This window comes from Dyella silvae, from assembly GCF_026421305.1.
Taxonomy (GTDB): Bacteria; Pseudomonadota; Gammaproteobacteria; order Xanthomonadales; family Rhodanobacteraceae; genus Dyella; species Dyella silvae.
On sequence record NZ_JAPJBQ010000004.1, the window covers coordinates 141,599 to 164,463 of the forward strand.

18 protein-coding genes and 1 riboswitch are annotated in these 22,865 nt (G+C 63.0%); of the genes, 3 read left to right on the forward strand and 15 right to left on the reverse strand.

The annotated features are described in order from the left end of the window. Positions 1-14 precede the first annotated feature (14 nt). A complete protein-coding gene (locus OQE56_RS11770; RefSeq protein WP_267224522.1) occupies positions 15-1,022 on the reverse strand; it encodes a hypothetical protein in 1,008 nt (335 codons plus the stop codon). Positions 1,023-1,078: 56 nt separating this feature from the next. Next, positions 1,079-1,453, reverse strand: a complete 375-nt coding sequence (locus OQE56_RS11775; protein ID WP_267224524.1) for a DUF2946 domain-containing protein — start codon at positions 1,451-1,453, stop codon at positions 1,079-1,081. 350 nt (positions 1,454-1,803) lie between these two features. Here OQE56_RS11775 and metK point away from each other — a divergent pair, with 350 nt between their 5' ends. Then, entirely contained in the window at positions 1,804-3,003 is a 1,200-nt protein-coding gene (gene metK / locus OQE56_RS11780) for a methionine adenosyltransferase (RefSeq protein ID WP_267224526.1), read from the forward strand. 240 nt (positions 3,004-3,243) lie between these two features. Here metK and OQE56_RS11785 read toward each other — a convergent pair whose 3' ends face one another. Next, entirely contained in the window at positions 3,244-4,338 is a 1,095-nt protein-coding gene (locus tag OQE56_RS11785; protein ID WP_267224528.1) for a D-alanyl-D-alanine carboxypeptidase family protein, read from the reverse strand. A gap of 419 nt (positions 4,339-4,757) precedes the next feature. Between OQE56_RS11785 and OQE56_RS11790 the strand changes: the two genes are divergently transcribed. Next, on the forward strand, positions 4,758-6,629 hold the full coding sequence (locus OQE56_RS11790) for an ATP-binding cassette domain-containing protein (RefSeq protein ID WP_267224530.1): 1,872 nt from the start codon (positions 4,758-4,760) through the stop codon (positions 6,627-6,629). Positions 6,630-6,687: 58 nt separating this feature from the next. Here OQE56_RS11790 and ppc read toward each other — a convergent pair whose 3' ends face one another. After that, complete coding sequence (gene ppc / locus OQE56_RS11795; protein WP_267224532.1) at positions 6,688-9,393, reverse strand: phosphoenolpyruvate carboxylase; 2,706 nt, start codon at positions 9,391-9,393, stop codon at positions 6,688-6,690. 282 nt (positions 9,394-9,675) lie between these two features. Continuing rightward, entirely contained in the window at positions 9,676-12,174 is a 2,499-nt protein-coding gene (locus tag OQE56_RS11800; protein WP_267224534.1) for a S9 family peptidase, read from the reverse strand. A 147-nt stretch (positions 12,175-12,321) separates the two neighbouring features. Further along, a riboswitch (S-adenosyl-L-homocysteine riboswitch) is annotated at positions 12,322-12,423 on the forward strand. 39 nt (positions 12,424-12,462) lie between these two features. Between OQE56_RS11800 and ahcY the strand changes: the two genes are divergently transcribed. Continuing rightward, complete coding sequence (ahcY, locus tag OQE56_RS11805; protein WP_267224536.1) at positions 12,463-13,896, forward strand: adenosylhomocysteinase; 1,434 nt, start codon at positions 12,463-12,465, stop codon at positions 13,894-13,896. 132 nt (positions 13,897-14,028) lie between these two features. Here the strand turns inward: ahcY and OQE56_RS11810 are convergent, their stop codons facing one another. Genes OQE56_RS11810 through ccoN form a run of 10 tightly spaced genes read right to left on the reverse strand, consistent with a single transcriptional unit; the run spans position 14,029 to position 22,845 of the window. Beyond that, the gene (locus OQE56_RS11810; protein ID WP_267224538.1) at positions 14,029-14,754 is read right to left on the reverse strand and encodes a sulfite exporter TauE/SafE family protein; all 726 of its coding nucleotides are present in this window, start codon (positions 14,752-14,754) and stop codon (positions 14,029-14,031) included. Further along, on the reverse strand, positions 14,744-14,932 hold the full coding sequence (gene ccoS, locus OQE56_RS11815; RefSeq protein WP_267224540.1) for a cbb3-type cytochrome oxidase assembly protein CcoS: 189 nt from the start codon (positions 14,930-14,932) through the stop codon (positions 14,744-14,746). Before ccoS ends, OQE56_RS11810 begins: the two co-directional genes overlap by 11 nt. Further along, a complete protein-coding gene (locus OQE56_RS11820) occupies positions 14,929-17,334 on the reverse strand; it encodes a heavy metal translocating P-type ATPase (protein WP_267224805.1) in 2,406 nt (801 codons plus the stop codon). Before OQE56_RS11820 ends, ccoS begins: the two co-directional genes overlap by 4 nt. A 2-nt stretch (positions 17,335-17,336) precedes the next feature. Continuing rightward, the gene (locus tag OQE56_RS11825; protein ID WP_267224542.1) at positions 17,337-17,819 is read right to left on the reverse strand and encodes a hypothetical protein; all 483 of its coding nucleotides are present in this window, start codon (positions 17,817-17,819) and stop codon (positions 17,337-17,339) included. Then, on the reverse strand, positions 17,816-19,369 hold the full coding sequence (locus OQE56_RS11830; RefSeq protein ID WP_267224545.1) for a 4Fe-4S dicluster domain-containing protein: 1,554 nt from the start codon (positions 19,367-19,369) through the stop codon (positions 17,816-17,818). The genes OQE56_RS11825 and OQE56_RS11830 overlap by 4 nt, the downstream gene beginning before the upstream one ends. Further along, positions 19,366-19,623 (reverse strand): hypothetical protein, encoded by a 258-nt coding sequence (locus tag OQE56_RS11835; RefSeq protein WP_267224547.1) that lies wholly within the window; start codon positions 19,621-19,623, stop codon positions 19,366-19,368. The genes OQE56_RS11830 and OQE56_RS11835 overlap by 4 nt, the downstream gene beginning before the upstream one ends. 53 nt (positions 19,624-19,676) lie before the next feature. After that, the gene (gene ccoP / locus OQE56_RS11840) at positions 19,677-20,609 is read right to left on the reverse strand and encodes a cytochrome-c oxidase, cbb3-type subunit III (protein ID WP_267224549.1); all 933 of its coding nucleotides are present in this window, start codon (positions 20,607-20,609) and stop codon (positions 19,677-19,679) included. Next, the gene (locus OQE56_RS20085; protein WP_323748579.1) at positions 20,606-20,827 is read right to left on the reverse strand and encodes a cbb3-type cytochrome oxidase subunit 3; all 222 of its coding nucleotides are present in this window, start codon (positions 20,825-20,827) and stop codon (positions 20,606-20,608) included. The genes ccoP and OQE56_RS20085 overlap by 4 nt, the downstream gene beginning before the upstream one ends. Next, the gene (gene ccoO, locus OQE56_RS11850) at positions 20,748-21,389 is read right to left on the reverse strand and encodes a cytochrome-c oxidase, cbb3-type subunit II (RefSeq protein ID WP_267224552.1); all 642 of its coding nucleotides are present in this window, start codon (positions 21,387-21,389) and stop codon (positions 20,748-20,750) included. The genes OQE56_RS20085 and ccoO overlap by 80 nt, the downstream gene beginning before the upstream one ends. A 10-nt stretch (positions 21,390-21,399) precedes the next feature. Further along, positions 21,400-22,845 (reverse strand): cytochrome-c oxidase, cbb3-type subunit I, encoded by a 1,446-nt coding sequence (gene ccoN / locus OQE56_RS11855; protein ID WP_267224555.1) that lies wholly within the window; start codon positions 22,843-22,845, stop codon positions 21,400-21,402. Positions 22,846-22,865: the final 20 nt, after the last annotated feature.

Genomic DNA, 22,865 nt, shown 5'->3' on the forward strand with positions numbered 1-22,865 from the left:
CCGCCACCTGCTGATCAGAACCGGTACTGCCCACCGAGCGACCACAACACGCGCGGCTCCAGCTGCAAACCATTCACGCGGCGATAGACCGGCACTTGCACGAAGGCAAAGGCCTCCAGTCGCCGCGTGATCGTCATGCCCAGGCCAGGACTGAGGTAGGCCACCGTGGAGCCACTGTTGGGCTGATCAGCCTGCGCCCCGCTTTCGCGCTGTTCGCTGTGAAGATTGAGCTGGAGTTGCGGCACGAAGCGACCCGCATCGAGATAGCGCACGCCGAGGTTCACGTTAATCGAGTTGCCGGGACGGAAATGCTCGCGCGCGTCCAGCGCAATCTGTGCCATGGCCTGTCCAAAGTAGCCGATGGATTGGCTCAGATAACCAAACTTGTAGATGCCAAGCAGCGCGTCGGTGGTTCCGGTGCCCAGCTGAAGCCCGCGGTCCAGCCGCGTGCCGGCCTGCGGGCCGGTGTCGAAATTCTGGGTGAACCCGCCAGTAGGAAGCTTCAGGCCAAACTGCAGGCCGATGCTGGCGTCGTCGCTCAGGCCCTGATAGCGCGCGACCACGCGCAGATCACCGATACCGCGTGCATCGGAAGTCGAAGTGGTGGTATCGCCGGCGGCGATAGTCGAATGGTAGCGATCGGTGTATGGCAACTGCACCGACAGCCCCCAGTAGCGCGAGAAGTTGTAGTCGGCGCCGAGCAAGGTGTTGCGGTTGATGGTGGTCTGCTGGACTTCCTGGTCCGTGGGAAATTGGAAGGATGAATGGCTGACGGTGTTCGTACCGCTCATCAGTTGCGACTGGTTGAAATAGTCCTGGCGCACGCTCACGTGCAGACCGAGGCTGGTGGCATAGCCCTGGCTGGACCAGTCGGAGTTGAGCGCGCAACCACAGGCGGAACAGGCGCTGGCCATGCCGGGCGCGAACACCAGAGCAGCCAACACGGCCACTGCCGTGGCGGATTGCGCCGGGCGCAGCGCAGAGCGCGCGAACAAACGCGCGGGAGAAGTAAACAGAGACATGACGTTCCTTGGAAATCGGCAGCACGGAACGACGCGATAGGCGCGTCGAGCGAGAATCAGACGTGCGCGAAACCCGGTGGTCCCCGCGGTGCGGCAGCCAGCGGCGACAAGTGCGTCCATGGCGGCGCTACCGTCTCGAACGGGGGCATCGCCGTCATCAGGGGCAACAGTGCCGGCAGCCACGCTGTGCTGGTCAGCGTCGGACTCTCGCTGAGCAATCCACAGTACGCGCACTTTTCCAGCAGATGATCGTGCGGCGGCGTTGATGGGGAAGTGGCGTCGTAGGCGTGACCGCCGCACCAGGGGCCGAGGTCGGGCATGGCCCAGGCTGTCGGCAAGGTCTGCGAGATCACCGGCGCGGCAATAGCCAGCCACATGGCAGCCAGAGCCAGCCATGCAACCCACCGACGACGAACACGCGAACGTGACACCTTCACCCCTTGACGATGGCTGGGTAGCCCAGCCACAACACGCCGCATTATGGCGCCATCGCCCTACCTCTGCAGACGCTGCGACACCGGGCCACCCGGGCGCGAGAGCCGCCAATCGGCGGCCGTTGCGACCCGGCTACGCTATGCTTTTGCGGGCCTGACTGCCCTCAGGTGGCTTGGAAGGGCGCCTTTTGGCCACCATAAAGAGAGCCGCAAAGCCGTCCAAATGGCTGAATCGGCATGAAATCGTCATATCCGGTCACCATGCTGAGGCTGCAAAGCGGGGGCACCCCGTGTATCATTCCCCACCTCTTTCATCTTTCTATCCGTAAGGAAGGATATATACCGCGATGAGCAACTTCCTCTTCACCTCCGAGTCGGTCTCCGAAGGCCATCCGGACAAAGTCGCCGACCAGATCTCCGATGCCGTGCTCGATGCGATCATCGCGCAGGATCCGCGTGCGCGCGTGGCCTGCGAAACGATGGTGAAGACGGGCGTGGCCATCGTGGCCGGCGAAATCACCACCAGCGCCTGGATCGACCTGGAAGCGCTGACCCGCAAGGTCATCACCGACATCGGCTATGACTCCTCGGAGGTCGGTTTCGACGGCGAGACCTGCGGCGTGCTGAACCTGATCGGCAAGCAGTCGCCGGACATCAACCAGGGCGTGGACCGCAAGAAGCCGGAAGAACAGGGCGCTGGCGACCAGGGCCTGATGTTCGGCTACGCGACCAACGAAACCAAGGACTACATGCCGGCCGCGATCTACTACTCGCACCGTCTGGTGGAGCAGCAGGCCAAGGTCCGCAAGAAGAAGAACTCGCCGCTGCCGTGGCTGCGCCCGGACGCCAAGAGCCAGGTCACGCTGCGCTACGAAGACGGTGTCGCCACCGCCATCGACGCCGTGGTGCTGTCGACCCAGCACGACCCGAACGTGAAGCAGAAGGACCTGATCGAGGCCGTGCGCGAGCACATCCTCAAGCCGGTGCTGCCGGCCAAGCTGCTGCACAAGGGCACCAAGTTCCACATCAACCCGACCGGCAAGTTCGTGATCGGCGGCCCGGTGGGCGACTGCGGCCTGACCGGCCGCAAGATCATCGTCGACACCTACGGCGGCTGGGCCCGTCACGGTGGTGGCGCGTTCTCGGGCAAGGATCCGTCGAAGGTGGACCGTTCGGCCGCCTACGCCGCCCGCTACGTGGCTAAGAACATCGTGGCCGCCGGCATCGCCGACCGCTGCGAAGTGCAGGTGAGCTACGCCATCGGCGTGGCCGAACCGACCTCCATCTCGGTCACCACCTTCGGCACCGGCAAGATCGCCGACGAGAAGATCGAGAAGCTGATCCGCAAGCACTTCGACCTGCGCCCGTACGGCATCATCAAGATGCTCGACCTGGTGCACCCGATGTACCAGCAGACCGCCAGCTACGGTCACTTCGGCCGCACCCCGTACGAAGTGAAGGGTCCGGACGGCAAGACCTACACCGCGTTCTCGTGGGAAAAGACGGACAAGGCCGAGGCGCTTCGCGCCGATGCCAAGCTGAAGTAAGCCCTGCTTGCTTCACACGAAAACGGGCCGCGAAAGCGGCCCGTTTTTTTATGCGCGAGATACAGATGCGTCGGTGGGAGCGCAGCCTGTGCGCGACCGCGGGGCCACGTCGTGCCCGCTCCACTGGGGCGTCGCGCACAGGGTGCGATCCCCCAGAGGGACGACCTCGCGCCTCTTGCCCAAACGAAAACGGGCCGCTTGCGCGGCCCGTTTTCCATCCATCGTGCTGGTAAGCCAAGCTCACTTGTCCGGCGAGCCGTCCACCGAGGCGACCTTCTGGCCGCTGGTCGCCACCTTCTGCGCGGAGCGCGTGGAGGTGGCCGGGCATGTCGCCGCCTTTTTCTTCTTGGAACAGGTAGCGGTGCTCGCGACCGCATCGCCCTTGCTGCGACGATGATGGCGACGCGATGCCGGCGCGGCATCGGCAACCGCTGTCGCCTTGCCGCGACGGCCCTTCACGCCAGTGGCAGGCGCTTCACCGGCCTGAGCCACCACGTCCGAAGGCGTTTCCTGATTCTCGAAGCCATCATCAAGCAGGCGGGCCATCAACCGGTCGCGCGTCGAAGCGGTACGGCCGCCCATGACCACGCTGAACAGGCGGCGGCCATCCTTCACTGCCGTGGAGGCAAGGTTGAAGCCCGAGGCGTTGGTAAAACCGGTCTTCAGACCGTCCATGCCCGGATACTTGTCCATCAGATTGTTGTGACCGCGCACCAGACGACCGCGGAAGGTGAAATCCTTGGCCGAGAAGTAGTGCGAGAACTGCGGAAAGTCGTGATACAGCGCCATGGCCAGCTTGCTCATGTCGCGGGCCGTGGTGGTGTCATCCGGATCGGGCAGGCCCGATGCGTTGGCAAAACGCGTATTGCTCATACCCAGCAACTGGGCCTGGGCATTCATCATGTCGACGAAGTGACTCTCGGAACCGCCGAGGCCCTCGGCCACCACGGTGGCGGCGTCGTTAGCCGACTTGGTGATCATGCCGTACACACAGTCTTCGACCGAAATGGTCTGGCCATTGCGCAGGTCGAGCTTGGTGGGAGCCTTGGCAGCAGCCCACGAGGACACAGGCAGATCCTGGTCGAGCTTGAGGGTGCCGTTTTGCAATGCCTGGAAGGTGAGGTACAGCGTCATCATCTTGGCGAGCGAGGCCGGATGATTCGCTTCGTCGGCGTTGACGGCGGTGATCACCTGACCATCAGCCTCATTGATCACGATGGCCGCGTAACCGGCGTGGGCCGCACCAGCGAAACCGCAAGCGACACAAAGCAGCCATGCACACAGGCTCTGACGCCAGGTTGCTCCCCTGGCCGGCGTTATGGACTTGATGGCCACCCCGTTTCCTCGCTTCCGGCAAGCCGCTTCACCCGGCGTTGCAGATCCTGAACTGCGACGCCATCGCTTATGGCATAGACAATACTTGAATTAGCTCACATAAGTCCATGTTTCCATGGACGATAAAGCAGTGACGGCGCCCTTGGCGCCGCCTGAACGCAAATTTCACAGTGAAAGTTCTGTCTACGTTTCAATGGAGTTTGCCCGCAAACGGTAATCAGCGAAAGGCTTTTTTGCTGTCAGATGACTCATTTTTTCCATGAAAAGTGAGGCGCGAGACCCGGCGCTCTGGCCGCCCTGCCAATGCGTCGCGCGCATGCTTTCCGACACCGCCGCACGGCACCACGGAATGCGTGATGAAATGCGGCGCGCATCGCCAATGCGGGCGATCGAGGCGATGCATCCCCTAGAATAGGGAGATGTCCCTGATCCAACTTCAGCGCGTCGACTTCAGCATCGGCGGCCCTCTCCTGCTCGAACATGTCGACCTCTCCATTGAGGCGAACGAGCGCGTGTGCATCGTCGGTCGCAACGGCGAAGGCAAATCCACCCTCATGAAGCTCATCGCCGGCGAACTGCACGCCGACGATGGCGAAGTGCGTGTGCAGAACGGCGTCGTGGTGGCGCGCATGGCCCAGGAGGTGCCGCAGGACACCTCTGGCAGCGTGTTCGACGTGGTGGCGCAAGGGCTCGGTGATCTTGGCCAGTTGCTCGCGCGTTATCACCATCTGCTGGCCGAGGGCGACTTCGACGCGTTGGGTGATGTGCAGGCGCAGATTGAAGCACGCCATGGCTGGGATCTCGATCGCCGCGTCACCGACGTACTTACCCGCCTGGAATTGCCCGGCGACACCGACTTCGCCGCTCTCTCCGGCGGCATGAAGCGCCGTGTGCTGCTTGCGCAGGCGCTGGTACGCAAGCCCGATGTGTTGCTGCTGGACGAGCCCACCAACCATCTCGACATCGAGGCCATCGGCTGGCTGGAATCGTTCCTGCGCCAGTTCGAAGGCAGCATCGTGTTTGTCACGCATGACCGAAGCTTTCTTCGTGCGTTGGCCACGCGCATCGTGGAGATCGATCGCGGCCAGCTCACCGACTGGCCGGGCGACTACGACAACTACCTGCGCCGCCGCGAAGAACGCCTGCACGCCGAGGCACAGGCCAATGCGTTGTTCGACAAGAAGCTGGCGCAGGAAGAAGTGTGGATTCGCCAGGGCATCAAGGCACGCCGCACCCGCAACGAAGGCCGCGTGCGCGCATTGAAGGCACTGCGCGTCGAACGCGGCCAGCGCCGCGAACTGTCGGGCAACGTGAAGATGACGCTGGCCAATGCGCAGGCGTCCGGCAAGAAAGTCATCGATCTGGAACACGTGCACCAGAGTTATGGCGGGCGCGTACTGATCGGCAACCTCAGCACCAACCTCATGCGCGGCGATCGCGTAGGCATCATCGGGCCCAACGGTGCCGGCAAGAGCACCTTGCTGAAAATCATGCTGGGTGAACTGACACCCGAGCGCGGCCACGCCACGCTCGGCACCGGCATCCAGATCGCCTACTTCGACCAGCATCGCGTGCAGCTCAACGACACGCTCAACGCGCTGGACAACGTGGCCGAAGGCCGCGAATACATCGAGCTCAATGGAACGCGCAAGCACATCATCGGCTACCTGCAGGACTTCCTGTTCTCGCCGGAACGCGCCCGTTCGCCGATTACCCGCCTCTCTGGCGGTGAACGCAATCGCCTGTTGCTCGCCAAGCTGTTCGCCCAGCCGTCCAACCTGCTGGTGATGGACGAGCCCACCAACGATCTCGATGTGGAGACGCTGGAGCTGCTCGAAGAACTGCTGACCGAATACCAGGGCACGTTGCTGCTGGTTTCGCACGATCGCGAGTTTCTCGACAACGTCGTATCGAGCACGCTGGTGCTCGAAGGCGATGGCCAAATTGGCGAGTACGTGGGCGGTTACAGCGACTGGCTGCGGCAGCGACCAGCGGCCGTCGCTGCCGCTCCCAAGGCGGCTGAGGCAAAGTCGGCCGCACCTGCGCCTGCACCGGTCGTCGCTACGGAACCGAAGCGCAAGCTGAGCTACAAGGATGCACGGGAACTGGAGCAACTGCCGGCCCGCATCGAGGCGCTCGAATCAGACATCGCCGCGCGTACCGATGCGATGAACGATCCCGACTTCTTCCGTCAGGACAACGCTGCCGTGGTAAAGGCCAACGAGACGCTGGCAGCACTGCAGCGCGACCTCGACGCGGCCTACGCACGCTGGTCGGAACTGGACGGCTAGTCCATATCCCGTGGGAGCGCACACGGTGCGCTCCCACAAAAATGCTCTTTGCAAGCGATCAACCGGTGTTCTGCAAACCCTGCGATACGCCGTTTACGCAGGCCACCAGCGCGGTCAGCAGCGACTCGTCGTTCTCGCCACCTGCGCGCCAGCGCTTGAGCAGATCGACTTGCAACAGACTCATCGGATCCACATAGGGATTGCGCAAACCAATCGACACCGCCAGCCGCGGCTCGTTCTGCAGCAGGCTGTCGCTTCGCTTCAACCGCAGCAGCCAACGGCGCGTACGTTCGAACTCTTGCTCGATCATGCCGAAGAACGGCTCATGCAAGGGTCCGGCGAGCCTCGAAAACGCCTCTGCAATGCCGAGGTCGCATTTCGCCAGCACCATCGATACGTCATCGAGCATGTTGGCAAAGAAGGGCCAGTCACTAGCCATCTCGGCCATGGCTTCCTCACCGAACTCATTCGCACCGAATTCAAGCGCCGTGCCCAGCCCATACCAGCCGGGCAGGATCGAACGGCATTGCGTCCATGCAAAGACCCATGGAATCGCGCGCAAATCCTGCACGCCTCGCATACTTCGGCGGCGCGACGGACGTGAACCCAGGGTCATGCGTTCGATCACATCGATAGGTGTGGCAGTACGAAAGTAGTCAACGAACCCTTCGCGATCCACGAACGCCCGATAGTGCTGGCGACTGCGTGCCGAAAGCTGTGCCATGCGCTCGCGCCACACGTCTTCGCGCGACTCCTCCGTGCGGGGACGCAGCGAGGCACGCAACACGGCACCCACCGTCTGCTCCAGATTGCGCAGCGCCAGGGCACGGATGCCATATTTGCGATGGATCACCTCGCCCTGCTCGGTGACGCGCAACACACCCGCCACCGAGCCGCGCGGCGACGACATCAGCGCAGGCGCGATGCGCGCACCGCCACGACTGGCCGAGCCGCCACGGCCATGGAAGAACGACAACTGGATGCCCGCCGCCGACGCAACTTCCAACAACTCCACCTGCGCACGCTGCAACCCCCAACGCGAAGCCAGCGTGCCACCATCCTTGCCGCTGTCCGAATAGCCAAGCATCACCCACTGCCGGCCGCCGCGCGAGGCAAGGTGGTCACGGTAGACGGGGTCGTCGAGCAGAGCGCGCAAGGTGGCCGGTGCGTTGGCGAGATCGTCGACGGTTTCGAACAAGGGCGCGATATCGAGCGGCACCCTGCCCTCGTCCACCAGCCCACCGTAACGAGCAAGCGCGAGTACGGCCAACACGTCGGCGGCGGAGCGCGCCATGCTAATGATGTAAAGGCCCAGCGCCTCGGCGCCGTAGCAGCCACGTGCTTCACGCAAGGTAGCGAACACATCGTGCAACGCGACGACCGCGGCCTCTTCGTTGATCGCAAACGCCTGATCACCCCCCGCATACGGACGCAGTCGCTGCGCCTTGCCGCCCGTATCACGCGCCGACCAATCGCCATCACCGAGTAGCAAGGCCAGCGCGTCGTCATGCATGCGCGAGTCCTGGCGTACATCCAGCCGGGCCAGATGGAAACCAAACGTGCGCACACGCCAGATCAGACGGCGCACGGCGTACGCGCCCGCGTACAGGCCACGATGGTCGATCAGGCTGGCAGCAATCAGATGCAGGTCGCCCAGCAATTCATCGACCGAGGTATAGCCTTCCGGGTGATCATCGTCGTGGGTGGCTTCGAGACGCGCACCGATAATGGTCAACAGGCTGCGATAGGGCATGTCCGCATGACGCGGACGCACCTGCGCGGCGGCTTCAGGGAATCGCACGCGGTAATCAAACAGCCGGCGCGCGAGGTCGCTATCCACGTCGACCCGATCCTCAGTCTGGCTCAGCAAGCGTGCGAGACCAGCGATGTCTTCGACGTAGTGCTCCAGCACATGGGCGCGCTGGGTGGCCAGACTGGTGGCAATGGTCGCAGCGCCCACGTTGGGATTGCCATCCATATCGCCGCCTACCCAGGTGGCGAAGCTGAGCAGACGCGGGATCGGCACGGCCACCCCGTAGACCGTCTGCAGTGCATCGGCGAGCGACTCATACAGCGCCGGCACGATGCGATAGATGGGATTGGCAAGATAGAAGCCAACGTGATGATGCTCGTCCTGCACGGTGGGGCTGATGGTCGAGGCCTCAGCCGTCTGCCAGCCCGCACTGAGCGCCATGAAGATGCGGTCGTCGTCTTCCTTGCGTTCCTGCGGCGTGCGCGTGGGATCGAAGTTATCGACCAGCGCACGCACGATGGATTGCTCTTTCTCCAGCAGCGAGCGGCGCACGGCTTCGGTGGGGTGCGCCGTGAAAACTGGTTCCACTTGCAACTTTTCCAGCCATTCGATCAGTTCGGCTGCTTCGACACCCTGAGCCTTGAGCCGCTGCAGAACGTCCAGCAGGGACTCGGGCTGCGGCGCACCGCCTTCGCGCTGATAGTCGCGACGGCGGCGGATACGGTGAATGCGCTCGGCGATGTTGACCGCCTGGAAGTAGGTAGCGAACGCGCGCGCCAGCGCTTCTGCCTGATCGGTATTGAGCCCGGTAAGCAGCCCGGCCAGCACATCCAGTGGCGCGTTTTCCTGCCGGCGCTCGATGGCGGCCATGCGGATGCGCTCCACTTCGCGCAGGAAATCAGGGGAAATCTGTTCGGCCAGCATGTTGCCGACCAGGGTGCCGAGACGGCGGACGTCTTCGCGCAAAGGCGCGTCGTGCGGGGCGAACTCAGGACTGCGGTGCTGGTTCATCGATGCCACGTTGCGGATGTCTGGACGTCCAAGACTACCCGAACCGGGGCGGTTTTGTGCAGCGCCGCAAAGCGCGGCACTATTTTTGGGTGAGGCCCCCTCGGGCGCCTCACCTGACACGTTCGTCATTCCGGCGCAGGCCGGAATCCAGTGTCGTTCCGGTTCGGCTGTCGCGATGAGCGATCAACAAGTCGGGCACGTTCGCGACAATCGACTTGTGCGGCAACTGGATTCCGGCCTACGCCGGAATGACGGTCAAAGACAGGAAGGACTTCTGACTCGTCAATGCGTCGCTGGGCGTGCCTCCACCGGCTTCGCCTGCTTCACATACGTCTCCAGCCAGCCATTCATCTCCGCCAGCATCTGCATGATCGACTCACGTGCGCGATACGCGTGAGCCTCATTGGGCAGCATGACCAGCCGGGCCGTACCGCCCAGACCTTTGATGGCGGCATACATGCGTTCGCTCTGGATCGGGAACGTGCCGGCGTTGTTGTCCTGCTCGCCATGAATCATCAACAGCGCGTCCTTGATGTGATCGGCGTAGTTGAACGGCGACATGGCCTGATAGACGTCCTGCGCCTGCCAGTAGTTGCGCTCTTCCGACTGGAAGCCGAACGGCGTAAGCGTACGGTTGTAGGCGCCGCTGCGCGCAATACCCGCCTTGAACAGGCGAGTGTGGGCCAGCAGGTTGGCCGTCATGAACGCACCATACGAGTGACCGCCCACCGCGATGCGGTTGCGGTCGGCCACACCCCGGCGCACCACTTCGTCCACGGCGGCTTCCGCGCTCGCGACGAGCTGGGAGATATAAGTGTCGTTGGGTTCCTTGTTGCCTTCGCCGACGATCGGCACCGAGAAGTTGTCCAGCACGGTGTAGCCCATCGTCAGAAACGCTTGCGGCCCCCAGTAGCTGATGCGGTTGAAGCGATAGGGCGAATCGGTCACCTGACCTGCCGCGTCGGCCGATTTGAATTCGGCTGGGTAGGCCCACATCAGCATCGGGCGCGGGCCGTCCTTCTTCGGGTCGTAGTTCGGCGGCAGATAAAGGGTGGCGGTGAGTTCCACGCCGTCCTTGCGCTTGTAGCGGATCTGCTCCTTCTTCACGCCTTTGAGCTGCGGCAGCGGATGCGGGAAATGGGTGAGCGTCCGCAGACTGCCGTTGGCGGCGAGATCGCGCACGTAGAAGTTGGTTGGCTCAGTGGGCGACTCACGCGAGATCAGCGCACGATGGCCTTCGGCATCCAGCAATACCTGCGGTGCTTCGTAGTACGGCGCCTGCGAGCGGAACAGGCGCGTGCTCTGCCCGCTGCGCAAATTCACCTTGTCGACGAAGGGGCGATCACCTTCCGGCGATGCGCCGTCGCCGAGGCGGTAGATGCTCTCGCCATCGGCCGCGACCAACAGACGCGATTCACCGTGCTCATCGATCATCGTCGCCGGTGTGCCCGGGTTGTGATAGCGATCTTCCGAAGACCCTTCGTGCACCAGTGCGGGGGCCTGTGCCGGGTGATCGGGTGACACGCGCCATTCCTTCACATGGCGGGTCTTCCACCAGAACTCATCGATCAGCGCCAACTCGCCGTTGCCCCAGGTCGCACCGGTATAACGGCTGCCGAGTTTCGCCAGCGTGACCGGCGCCTGGTCGAAGGGCGCTGCCTGCATCTGCACGATATCGCGCACGTCCGCCGCACGTGCGGGATCACCGCCATCCTGTGCTTCCGCCCACACCAGTGTCGCGGGCGCATCGGCACGCCACTCGATGTCGCGCACGCCGACGGGCACGGCATCGTTGCCGGTGGGCAAGCCTTCGATCAGCGGCAGATGGGCGATTTCCTTCACCAGCTTGCCGTCCCTGTCGAGCACTTCAATGCGGCGCGGAAAACTATCGGCCGGCACCAGATACGAGAACGGGCGCTCCACGCGCTGGCGCAGCAGATAACGGCCATCGGGAGACGCCTTGATCGACATCGTCAGCGCCGGCTCACCCAACAACGTGACCTTGCCAGTCAGATCTACCAGCGCGGTCTGCGAGCGCAGGTAATGCTCGAACAGGCGCGCGTCATCGTCGTTGCGCAGCAGGTCCTGGTAGGTGCGAATGGACTTCACGCCGCTGCCCAACTGCGTCTGCTGCGTGTTTGGGCCGTCCGGAATGCCATGGGAAACCGGTGCCGCACCCTGCCCTTCGGCCTGAAGTTGCACCAGTAGTTGCTGGCTGTCCGGCATCCAGCGATAGCCACGACCGGCTACGGTGTTCAGCGGCAGCGTCGTCAGGCGGCGCGCGGAACGCGCGGCTACATCGACCAACCACAGTTCGTTCGTGCCCTGCTTGGCATCCACCTGGTTGAAAGCCAGATAACGCTGGTCGGGAGACCAACTGGAACTGGCGATGGACAACGGCGCCGGCAGGCCCTGCAGGCGAATCTCCTTGCCAGTCGCCACATCCATCAGCCACAGGTCGCTGCCGAAAGCGAAGCGGCTCTGCGCGTAGGTGCGTGGATTGATGCGCATGCCAGCCAGCTTCAGTTCCGGCTGCGCCACCACGTCGATACCAGGCAAGGCCGGCGTCTGGGTCAACGCGAGCAGGTCGCGGTGCGGACTGATGGAGAGTTGCGGCGGGCGGGGCGCGTCCACCAGGGCCTGCAAGGGTGCCGGTGGCGCGAGATAACCATTGGTGGGCGCTGTGATGACCTGAGCCGGCGGCGGCTGATCCGCCAGGACCAGCGGCGGCATGGCAAACAGGAGACCAATAAGGGCAAGGCGTCGAAGCGAGGTATTCATGGAGTGGCAATCACCTGTGTCGCAACAATTTGCGACCTTAGCGCCTTGGCCGGCCGCAGACCCCGGCCATCAGTCATGTGCCCGGCCATAAACCCGCTCAGGCCGGCACCCGAGAAACCCTCATCACCTGACGCTATACTCATTGATCCCGTCGAGGGGCGCTGCGACCGTTGGCCTGTTGAATCCATGCACGATTCTGCGGACCCGGCCAGGCTCGGCGGATGTTCCCTGTAACGGCGCCCGGTTAACGATGCGGCCTTCTGGTCGCAACACCCGGAGCTAAGCCAAATGAACGCAGTCACCAAGGATTCCGCCCATCAGGACTTCAAGGTCCGTGATATCTCCCTCGCCGATCTCGGCCGCCGCCGTATCCGCATGGCCGAAGAGGAAATGCCGGGTCTGATGCAGATCCGCGCCCGTTACGCCAAGGAAAAGCCGCTGAAGGGCGTGCGCCTTTCCGGCTCCCTGCACTGCACGAAGGAAACGGCCGTGCTGGCCGAGACCCTGCGCGAGCTGGGTGCCTCCGTGCGCTGGGCCTCGTGCAACATTTTCTCCACCCAGGACGACGTGGCCGCTGCACTGGCCGTCGGTGGCATGCCGGTGTTCGCCTGGAAGGGCGAGACGCTGGAGGAGTACTGGGAATGCACGCTCGACATGCTGACCCATCCGGGTGAGCTTGGCCCGCAGCTGATCGTGGACGACGGCGGCGATGCCACCCTGTTCATCCATAAGGGCGTGGAACTCGAAGAAGGCAGCGACTGGGTCAACACCCCGAGCAGCAATCACGAAGAGCAGGTCATCAAGGATCTGGTCAAGCGCACCGCCGCCGCACGTCCGGGTTGGTTCAAGAAAATTGCCGCCGAATGGAAGGGCGTTTCCGAAGAAACCACCACCGGCGTGCACCGCCTGTACCAGCTCGCCGAAGCCGGCAAGCTGCTGGTGCCGGCCATCAACGTCAACGACTCGGTCACCAAGTCGAAGTTCGACAACCTCTACGGCTGCCGCGAATCGCTGGCCGACGGCATCAAGCGCGCGACCGACCTGATGGTCGCCGGCAAGGTGGCCGTGGTGTGCGGCTACGGTGACGTGGGCAAGGGCTGCGCCCATTCGCTGAAGGGCTTTGGCGCCCGCGTGATCGTGACCGAAATCGACCCGATCAATGCCCTGCAGGCCGCGATGGAAGGCTTCCAGGTCACCACCATCGAAGACACGCTCGGCATCGGCGACATCTACGTCACCACCACCGGCAACAAGGACATCATCACGCTCGAGCACATGGCGGCGATGAAGAACAACGCCCTCGTGTGCAACATCGGCCACTTCGACAACGAGATCCAGATGGATCGCCTGAACACCGCCAAGGGCGTGTCGCGCGAAACCATCAAGCCGCAGGTGGATCGCTACACGTTCGAGAAGTCGGGCCACAGCATCTACATGCTGGCCGAAGGCCGTCTGGTGAACCTGGGTTGCGCGCATGGCCACCCGAGCTTCGTGATGTCCAACAGCTTCTCCAACCAGACGCTGGCCCAGCTCGACCTGTGGGCGAACAAGGACTTCTACGAGAACACGGTGTACCGCCTGCCGAAGAAGCTGGACGAAGAAGTGGCTCGCCTGCACCTGGAGCAGATCGGCGTGAAGCTGACCAAGCTCACGCAGGAACAGGCCGACTACATCGGCGTGCCGGTGGAAGGTCCGTACAAGCCGGATCACTACCGCTACTGAGCAAAGGCCTCAAGGCCGATGCAACGAAAAGGCCGCCCCCGGGCGGCCTTTTTTATTGGCGATCAGACGCTGCATCGCGCACAGGGTGCACCGCGATAAACAAGCACCCTGTGCGCGACCGCGCCTCTCCCCTCAACGCATGCCCGGCCCGCAACCCATCGCGCCAAGGACACCGTGCAACGCAGGCACGTGCATCAACCACGGCGCCGACAACGTCAGCACACCAGCAAACAGAATGAACAGCGCCGCACCGCGCCTCGGCCCCGGCCGCTGCAGCCAACGTCCAACACGAGCACCTGACCAGGTAAGCGGCAACATCACTGGCAAGGTCCCCAGACCGAAAGCCGCCATGATCAATGCACCATGCAACGCGCTGGCCTGCAGCCAGGCCGCGGCCAGCATCGTCGTACTCAGTCCGCACGGCAGCCACCCCCACAACATGCCTGCCGCTAAACGGCGCCCCACGGTATGGGCGGGCAACAAACGCTGCTGCAAGGGTTGCAGGTAGCGCCAAAGCTTCGCACCGGGGCGCCCCAGGACATTGAACCGGCCTTGCTTGTCCATCAGGCGCAATGCGGCAATCACCAACACCATGCCCATCATCGCGCGTGCGGTCACGGCAAGCGCATGCCACTCAAACAGACGCAGCAAACCATCACCCACGCCACCTACCAGCGCACCGGCCAACACGTAACCGGACACGCGTCCTAGATTGAGCTGCAACGCCCCACTCCAGCCATTACGGGGCGACCACACGGAGAATCCCGTCGCAATGCCGCCGCACATGGCTGCGCAATGCACGCCACCGAGCAACCCAGTGAGCAAGGCGGCGGAGAGCGCGAGTACGTCAATCGGCATCGCGGCCTCCATGGATACGCCCTGCAGCGACGGGGGGAGACGCGTCGTCATGCAGGATGTCCAGCGCCGGGGTATCCATATCGTCAAACTGCCCTTTGCGCACCGCCCACACAAAGGAACCGATGGCCAGAGCCAACAGCATCAGACTTAGCGGAATAAGCATAAGCAGAATGATCATGACTTGTTTCCTTGCGTTGACACGCGCATGAGCCGTAGCGCATTCGTTGTCACGATCAACGACGAAGCTGCCATGCCTAGTGCCGCGACCGCTGGCGTGACTTCACCCGCGATGGCCAGTGGCAAGGCGAGCAAGTTGTACCCCACCGCCCAGGCGAAGTTCTGGCGAATGATTCGCTGCGTGCGCCGTGCCAGCTGCACGGCCGCAGGGATGCGAAGCAACGACGGCGCCGTGAGCACCATGTCTGCAGCGCGCTGCGCCAGCGAAGCGCCCTCGCCCATCGCGATGGAAACATCCGCGCCCGCAAGCACAGGCGCGTCGTTGAGGCCATCGCCCACCATCACCACCACGCGTCCCTTGGCCTGCAGCTCGCGAACCAGCGCCAGCTTGTCTTCCGACGTTTGCCGCGCGTGAGCTTCGCTTATCGAGAGCGTCTTCATCAGGTGCTGAACGGGCTCTTTGCCGTCGCCGCTGGCAAGATGGATGTGCAGGCCAAGCTCACGCAGCGCCTGTATCGCATCGGGAGCATGCTCCCTCATGCTCTCCTGCAAACGGAATCGCGCCGCGGGGTGCACACCATCGCCCAGCCAGAGCTGGCCATCGTCTTCACGTCCACATGCAAAGGATGCCTGCCCCAATCGCCAGGTAACGTCATTCACGCGTCCGACCAGACCCTGTCCAGAAACGGCGCGCATATCGGATGCCCGCAGAGGCGTTTGCACGCTCGCAAACGCTGCAGCAATCGGGTGATGGCTGTCGCGCTCCAGCGCTGCGGCAATCGCCATGGCCGCCTTGGGTGACAAACCGTCAAAGGTCTTCACGTCACCGACCGCTAACTGCACACGGGTCAAGGTGCCCGTTTTGTCGAACACCACATCGGTGGCCTTGGCCAAGCTATCCAGCCCTTCCGCCCTGATCGAAAGCACGCCCAGCTTTGCCAATGCGCCATGGCTTGCGGCGAGTGCGGCAGGCACCGCCAGCGACAGCGCACAGGGGCAGCTGATAACCAGCAACGCGAGCGTCACCTCGAACGCACGCGAGGGATCGTGCAGTCGCCAGCCGACATAAACCAGCACGGCGATGACCAGCAACGCGCCCACAAACCAGCTACCCACCCGATCGGCCACGCGCGCGATCGCCGGGCGATGCGCCTGCGCCTGTTCCACCAGACGCGCCAGCTGCGACAGACGCGTGGCGCTACCGACCTGAGTAATCTCAATACGCGCGGGCGTTTCGCGGCAGATGGTGCCCGCGTAAATGCTCGCGCCCTTCGACCGGCTGACCGGCCGGGATTCGCCAGTAAGCAAAGCCTCCTCGAACGAAGCCTCGTTATCGAGCAAACGACCATCGGCGGGCACTGCCTCACCGACGGCGACACAAGCGATATTGCCCACCTGCAATGCCGTCAGCGGCACGGATTCTCGCGTACCGTCGCTTCGCTCGCGTACCGCCAGCGTGGGTCTTGCACGCGCCAGCGCATCCACCTGTGAGCTGGCGATGCGGCGCGCGCGCTGCTCGAGCGTGCGTGCCCCCAGCAGCAGGAACACAAACATCGCTGCCGCGTCGTACCACACCAACGCACCGCCCCGGATGGTCTCGACCGCGCTTGCCAGATAGGCGAGCAGCGTGGAGCTGGCAATAAGCGTATCCATGCCAAGGTGGCGCTGGCGCAACTCACGCCAGCAACCAGACAGGAACGGCCAACCCGAATAGACCACCACGGGCGTACATACGAGAAACGTCACCCAGCGGAAAAAATCTCGCGTGGAGAGTGCCATGTGATGTCCGAAATCCAGGTACAGCGCTTCGGACAACATCATGGTTTGCATAGCGCCGAGACCGGCGATGCCCAGCCGCAGCAACCAGCGCCGGCGCTCGGCAACGCGCTCGCGCTCCCGTGCGGCACCACCGGCCAGATACGGCCGGTAGCCCAGCATGGCCAGGCGTTCCAGCAGCTGAGACAAGCGCACCCGCGATGGATCCCACCCGATGCGGATGCGACCGGTGACCGCATTGGCGCTGCTGTCGAACACGCCCGGCTCGCGCTGCAGCGCGCGGTCGATCAACCAGGCGCAGGCGGCGCAGCGCATGCCATCCGTGAGCAGGGTGATTTCCAACCCGCCTTCGACCGGAAAGGCATGCTCACTCAAGAGATCGTCACGATCCCAACCCGCGAGATCAGGCGCGTCACCAACGCGCATCCCCGCCACATTGCGAAGGCGATAGTAGTCGCCAAGATCGGACTGCCGAATCCACTCCGCCGCGGCCGCGCAGCCGTGGCAGCAAAAGCCTTGCATCACGCCATCGATAGCGAGCGACATGGCGCCCTGCGTCAACATCTCGCCGCAGTGGTAACAGGTCCGCACAGCGGACCCCGTCGCGAAGTCGACCGCGCAGTCCATGATCAGGGCATCAGGCGGGTAGACCGTGCCTGGGCTGTCCAGCGTCCATGCAGCAGCCACGCCGCGTTATCGGGCGCGAGCTGCACCGCCCACTCGCGATCGCCATCCAGCGACCCGACCCCACGCCAACCAAGTTCGCTTGGCGAGAGATGATAGGTTCGCTCACCTGCTGCCACATCTGGTGATGTCAGCTTGAGGATTAGTTTGCCGCCACGCGGGAAATCGCCGTCCATGGGCACCGCCTCGATCATGTCGCCCTTGGTACGCAGCACCAGGCCTTTCGTCTCCACTTCGGTGACGGGCGCAGCCTCGGCAGATACCAGCAGCTTGCCTACCTTGACGGTACTGCGAACGGTTTCCATATCTTCCCTTCCGGGCTGGACGGCGGCGAAAAGCAGCGCAAAGCCAATCGCAACCGATGCCAGAGGAAGCCCCACCAGCATCCACACCATCGGCTCTCGCCAGGTACTGCGCGTCTGATTCATGGCGTCGGTCCGAAAAAACTGCTGTTGATGAGGGTGTCGGCGTCGTTGTCGAGGCCATGCACCTGGAACTGCACATCGTGACGGCCTGTGACGTCGGTCGATGCGGTCACCGTCACCGGCACCGAAAGCACTTCACCACTCTGCGCCTCGACGGTTTTGGGGCCATCGCGAAGCGCGGCGCCCTGGATGTCGCTGGCACGAACATCAATCACGAAACGTCGGATCTGCTGCTCCTTGTTGACCAGCTTCACCGTGTAACTGTTCTCGATGCGACCGTGAGGCCCTTGGCTGTACATGGCATTACGGTCGCGCAATACCTCGGCGATCAAGGGGCTGCGATGAGTGACGCCGTACAACCAGCCGCCGATCAATGCCAGCAGCAGGCATCCGTACACGATGACGCGCGGCCGCAGCACATGCACCGGCTTGCTGTCGATCTGGTTCTGGGTGGTGTAACGAATCAGCCCTTTGGGGTAGCCCAGCTTGCCCATGACATCGTTGCAGGCGTCAATACAGGCGCCACAGGCAATGCACTCGTACTGAAGACCGTTGCGAATATCGATGCCAGTGGGGCAAACCTGCACGCAGATAGTGCAGTCAATGCAGTCACCCAATTCTTCCACAGCAAACTTTGGCAACGGCTCTGCCGTTGTACCCATCTCGGCCAGCGCAATGGTGCCGATGGCGTCTGCGCGGTTGTCGGCCGCCGAAGGATGCTGACTGGCGCGGAACACGTAGTCGTAAGCCGTCACCTTGTCGAGCAGACCGCGCGCGCGGGCCAGCACGCTTTGCAAACCGCGCTTGCGCGAACCACGCGGCTCACCGCGCATGGGGTCGTAGGCAATGATGAGCGTATTGCGGTCGAACATCGCGCTCTGGAAGCGCGCGTAGGGACACATGTACTTGCAAACCTGCTGGCGCAGGAACCCTGCATTGCCCCACGTGGCAAATCCGTAGAACAGAATCCAGAACGTTTCCCAGCCACCCCATTCGAATGGCGTCCGTCGCGCGAGATCGGCGATAGGGCTGAAGAAGCCCACGAAGGTGAAGCCCGTCCACAGCGAGAACAACGCCCAAAGCAGGTGCCGCGACCCCTTGCGCAGGATCTTTTCACGGTTCCAGGGGCCGGCATCGAGCTTTATCCGCTTGCTGCGATCGCCCTCGCACAGGCGCTCGATCCACAGAGACACTTCTGTCCACACCGTCTGCGGGCAGGCGTAACCACAGAAAAGGCGTCCAGCCAGCGCCGTGAAGAAGAACAGCGCGAGCGCCGCGATGATCAGCAGCGTGGAGAGAAAGAGGAAATCCTGCGGGAGGAACATCCACCCGAACACATGGAACTTGCGTGCCGGCAGATCCAGCAATACCGCCTGACGTCCTTGCCAGCTCAGCCACGGGAACAGATAGAACATGCCCAGCAGCCAGATGACTGCCGCGACACGCAGGCGATTCAGCGGACCGGCCACATCACGCGGATAAACCTTGCGCTCGCTGACGTAATAGGAGCTGCTGCCGTCATCAACCACGTGCAGGGGAATACGCCGACTCATGATTTGTTACCGGAAGAGAATCCGCGCCTGACCTGCCGGGACGAACGCAGCAGGATCCACGTGAACAGGCTGGAGGAGGACGTCGCCAGCCAGAACAGAAAGAAGCCCAGGGAGTACCCCAGCATCCGGCTCACCTTGAGTGAGGGGAACGTGATATCCCTCAGGGCTTCGGGATCGACGTAGGCGAAGAACACCGTGGTGATGACGCCCGCGACGAAAAAGCTGGGCCAGAGGATGGCACCGGCGCGCTGCAACGAGGCAGGCGCCGGCTCCTGTTCTTCTGGAGGTTTTGCGGTTTGCCGGCCCACTATTCGGCAACCACAGCGCCAGCGGGCGGCGCATCCTTGTGCGGCGACAGGGTCCACACGTAAGCACCCACCAAGCGCGTACGCGTATCGCCCAGCACCGGTTTCCATGCCGGCATGACACCCTGGCGACCTTCGCTCAACGTCTTGTGAAGCGAAGCCTTGCTGCTTCCGTACAGCCAGTAACTATCCGTGAGATCCGGCGCCCCCATCACCTGGTTGCCCTTGCCCTGCGGGCCGTGACATGCCGAGCAAATCCCAGCGAACAGCTTTTCGCCGCGCGCGACGGCGTCCTTCGGCTGGTCAGGCATGGACAGCGAGAGCACGTACGCAATGGTGTCGTCCACAGCCGTCGGACCACCCTGAGCTGTCAACGTGGTCGCCCACGCAGGCATCACGGCATGCCGGCCCTCCTGGATCGTTTCCAGAATACGATTCGGTGTACCGCCCCAGTGCCAGATATCGTCGGTGAGATCAGGGAAGCCAATCGCACCATGCCCGGTCGAGCCGTGGCAGGCCGCGCAGTTGTTGTTGAAGATCGCGCGGCCAATCGACACGGCAGCCGGATCCTTGGCGAGCTGATCGATGGGCTTGCCGGCATAGAGCTTGAGCGTATCGTCAAGGCGCGCGTCTTCCGCCGCCTTGTCGGTCGCCCACTCTGACCTCGAGCTCCAGTGGCCGTAGCCCTTCATGGTGCCCACGCCGTACCACACCAGGTAAGCCACCGCGAACACGAGGGTGATGTAGAACAGGTTGATCCACCACTTCGGCAGCGGCTTGTTGTACTCGGTGATGTCCTCATCCCACACATGCCCGGTTTCGTCGGGCTTGGGATCGCCGGGGCTGCGCTTGATGTTGCCTCGCAATAGCCACAGGCAGCCGAGCAGATTGAGCGCCGTCAGGGCGACGACGTACCACGTCCATGCAGAAGTCATGCTGTTCCCTCCTTATCGTCGTCCAGAGGCATCTGTGCGGCCGCGTCCAGCGCGGGCTTGTTGCCCGGTCGCCATAACCAGATGCAACCACCGACAAACAAGAGCAGCAGTACTGCGGTAATCAGGCCAGGCACCATGTCACTCGGCTCCCTCTGCCACTTGCATGTCGGCCTGCGACACATGGGTGCCAAGGCTCTGCAGATAGGCCACGACGGCATCAAGCTCGGTCTTGCCTTCAACGGCTTTGGGTGCCTCGGCAATCTCGGCATCGGTGTACGGATCACCGATACGCTTGAGTGCACGCATGTGTTGCGCTACTTCCGCACCATCCAGTTTGGCTTCGGCCAGCCACGGATAAGCTGGCATGTTCGATTCGGGCACGACGTCACGCGGGTTGTGCAGATGCGCGCGATGCCAATCATCCGAGTAACCGCGCAGGCCAACGCGGGCCAGGTCGGGGCCTGTGCGCTTGCTTCCCCACTGGAACGGGTGGTCGTAAACCGACTCGCCGGCCAGTGAGTAATGCCCGTAACGCTCCGTTTCGAACCTCAGCGTGCGAACCATCTGCGAATGGCAGTTGTAGCAACCCTCGCGGATGTAGACGTCGCGCCCCGCCAGTTCCAGCGCGGGATACGGCTTGATGCCCGGCAGCGGCTTGATGGTTTCAGCCTGGAACATCAGCGGCACGATTTCCGCCAGACCGCCGAAGGACACGGCAACCGCGACCAGGATGCCCATCAGACCAATGTTCTTTTCGATTTTTGCGTGTAGTTGGCTCATGTCTGTTCCCTCAGGCACGGGCGTCGGCTGCGTTGGGCGGCAGCACGGGTTGAGGTGCCGTGCTGGCAGCGGCCAAGCGGAACGTCTTGAACACGTTCCATCCCATCACAAGCATGCCGGCCAGCACGATCAGGCCGCCGCCGAGACGGAACAGGTAGTAGGGCTTGGTGGCGTTGAGCGCCTCGACGAACGAGTAGACGAGCGTCCCGTTTTCGGGATCGGTGGCGCGCCACATCAGGCCCTGGGTGACACCTGCAATCCACATGGACGCGATATAGACGACCACGCCAATCGTGTGCAGCCAGAAGTGCGTGTCGATCAGCTTGATCGAGTACATCTTCGGCAGGCCAAGCAGGCGCGGCAGCATCGCGTAGATGGAGCCGATGGAGATCATCGCGACCCAGCCGATGGCGCCCGCATGTACGTGGCCAATGGTCCAGTCGGTGTAGTGGCTGAGTGAGTTGACCGTCTTGATGGACATCATCGGCCCCTCAAACGTGCTCATCATGTAGAACGAGAGCGAGACGATGAGGAACTTCAGAATCGGATCGGTGCGCAGCTTGTACCAGACGCCCGACAGGGTAAGGATGCCGTTGATTGCACCACCCCACGACGGCGCCAGCAGCACCAGCGAAAACACCATGCCCAGTGACTGGGCCCAGTCGGGCAGCGCCGTGTATTGCAGGTGATGCGGACCCGCCCACATGTACACCGCGATCAGTGCCCAGAAGTGCACGATCGACAGACGGTAGGAGTAAATGGGGCGGCCGGCTTGCTTGGGCACGAAGTAATACATCATGCCGAGGAAGGCGGTGGTCAGGAAAAAGCCCACGGCGTTATGCCCGTACCACCACTGCACCATGGCGTCGACCGCACCCGAGTACACCGAGTACGACTTGAACGCACCCGCCGGGATGGCGAGGTTGTTGACGATATGCAGCAGCGCAATGGTGATGATGTACGCGCCATAGAACCAGTTGGCGACGTAGATGTGCTTGACCTTGCGCTTGGCGATGGTGCCGAAGAACACCACCGCGTAGGCAACCCACACGATAGTGATGAGGATATCGATGGGCCACTCAAGCTCGGCATACTCCTTGCCCTGCGTGTATCCCATCGGCAAGGTGATGGCCGCCGCGACGATCACCAGCTGCCACCCCCAGAACACGAATGACGCCAGCTTGTCCGACAACAGCCGTACATGGCAGGTGCGCTGAACCGTGTAGAGGCTGGTGGCAAATAGCGCCGAACCGCCGAACGCGAAAATCACCGCATTGGTGTGCAGCGGACGAAGACGGCCGTAGCTGAGCCACGGCACATCGAAACCAAGGGCGGGCCAATACAGCTGCGCGGCGATGAAAACGCCGACCAGCATGCCGACCACACCCCAGACCACGGTCATAACGGCGAATTGCCTTACGACCTTGTCGTTGTAACTCCCCTCGACGCCCACCATGAGGCCCACTCCTTGCCATG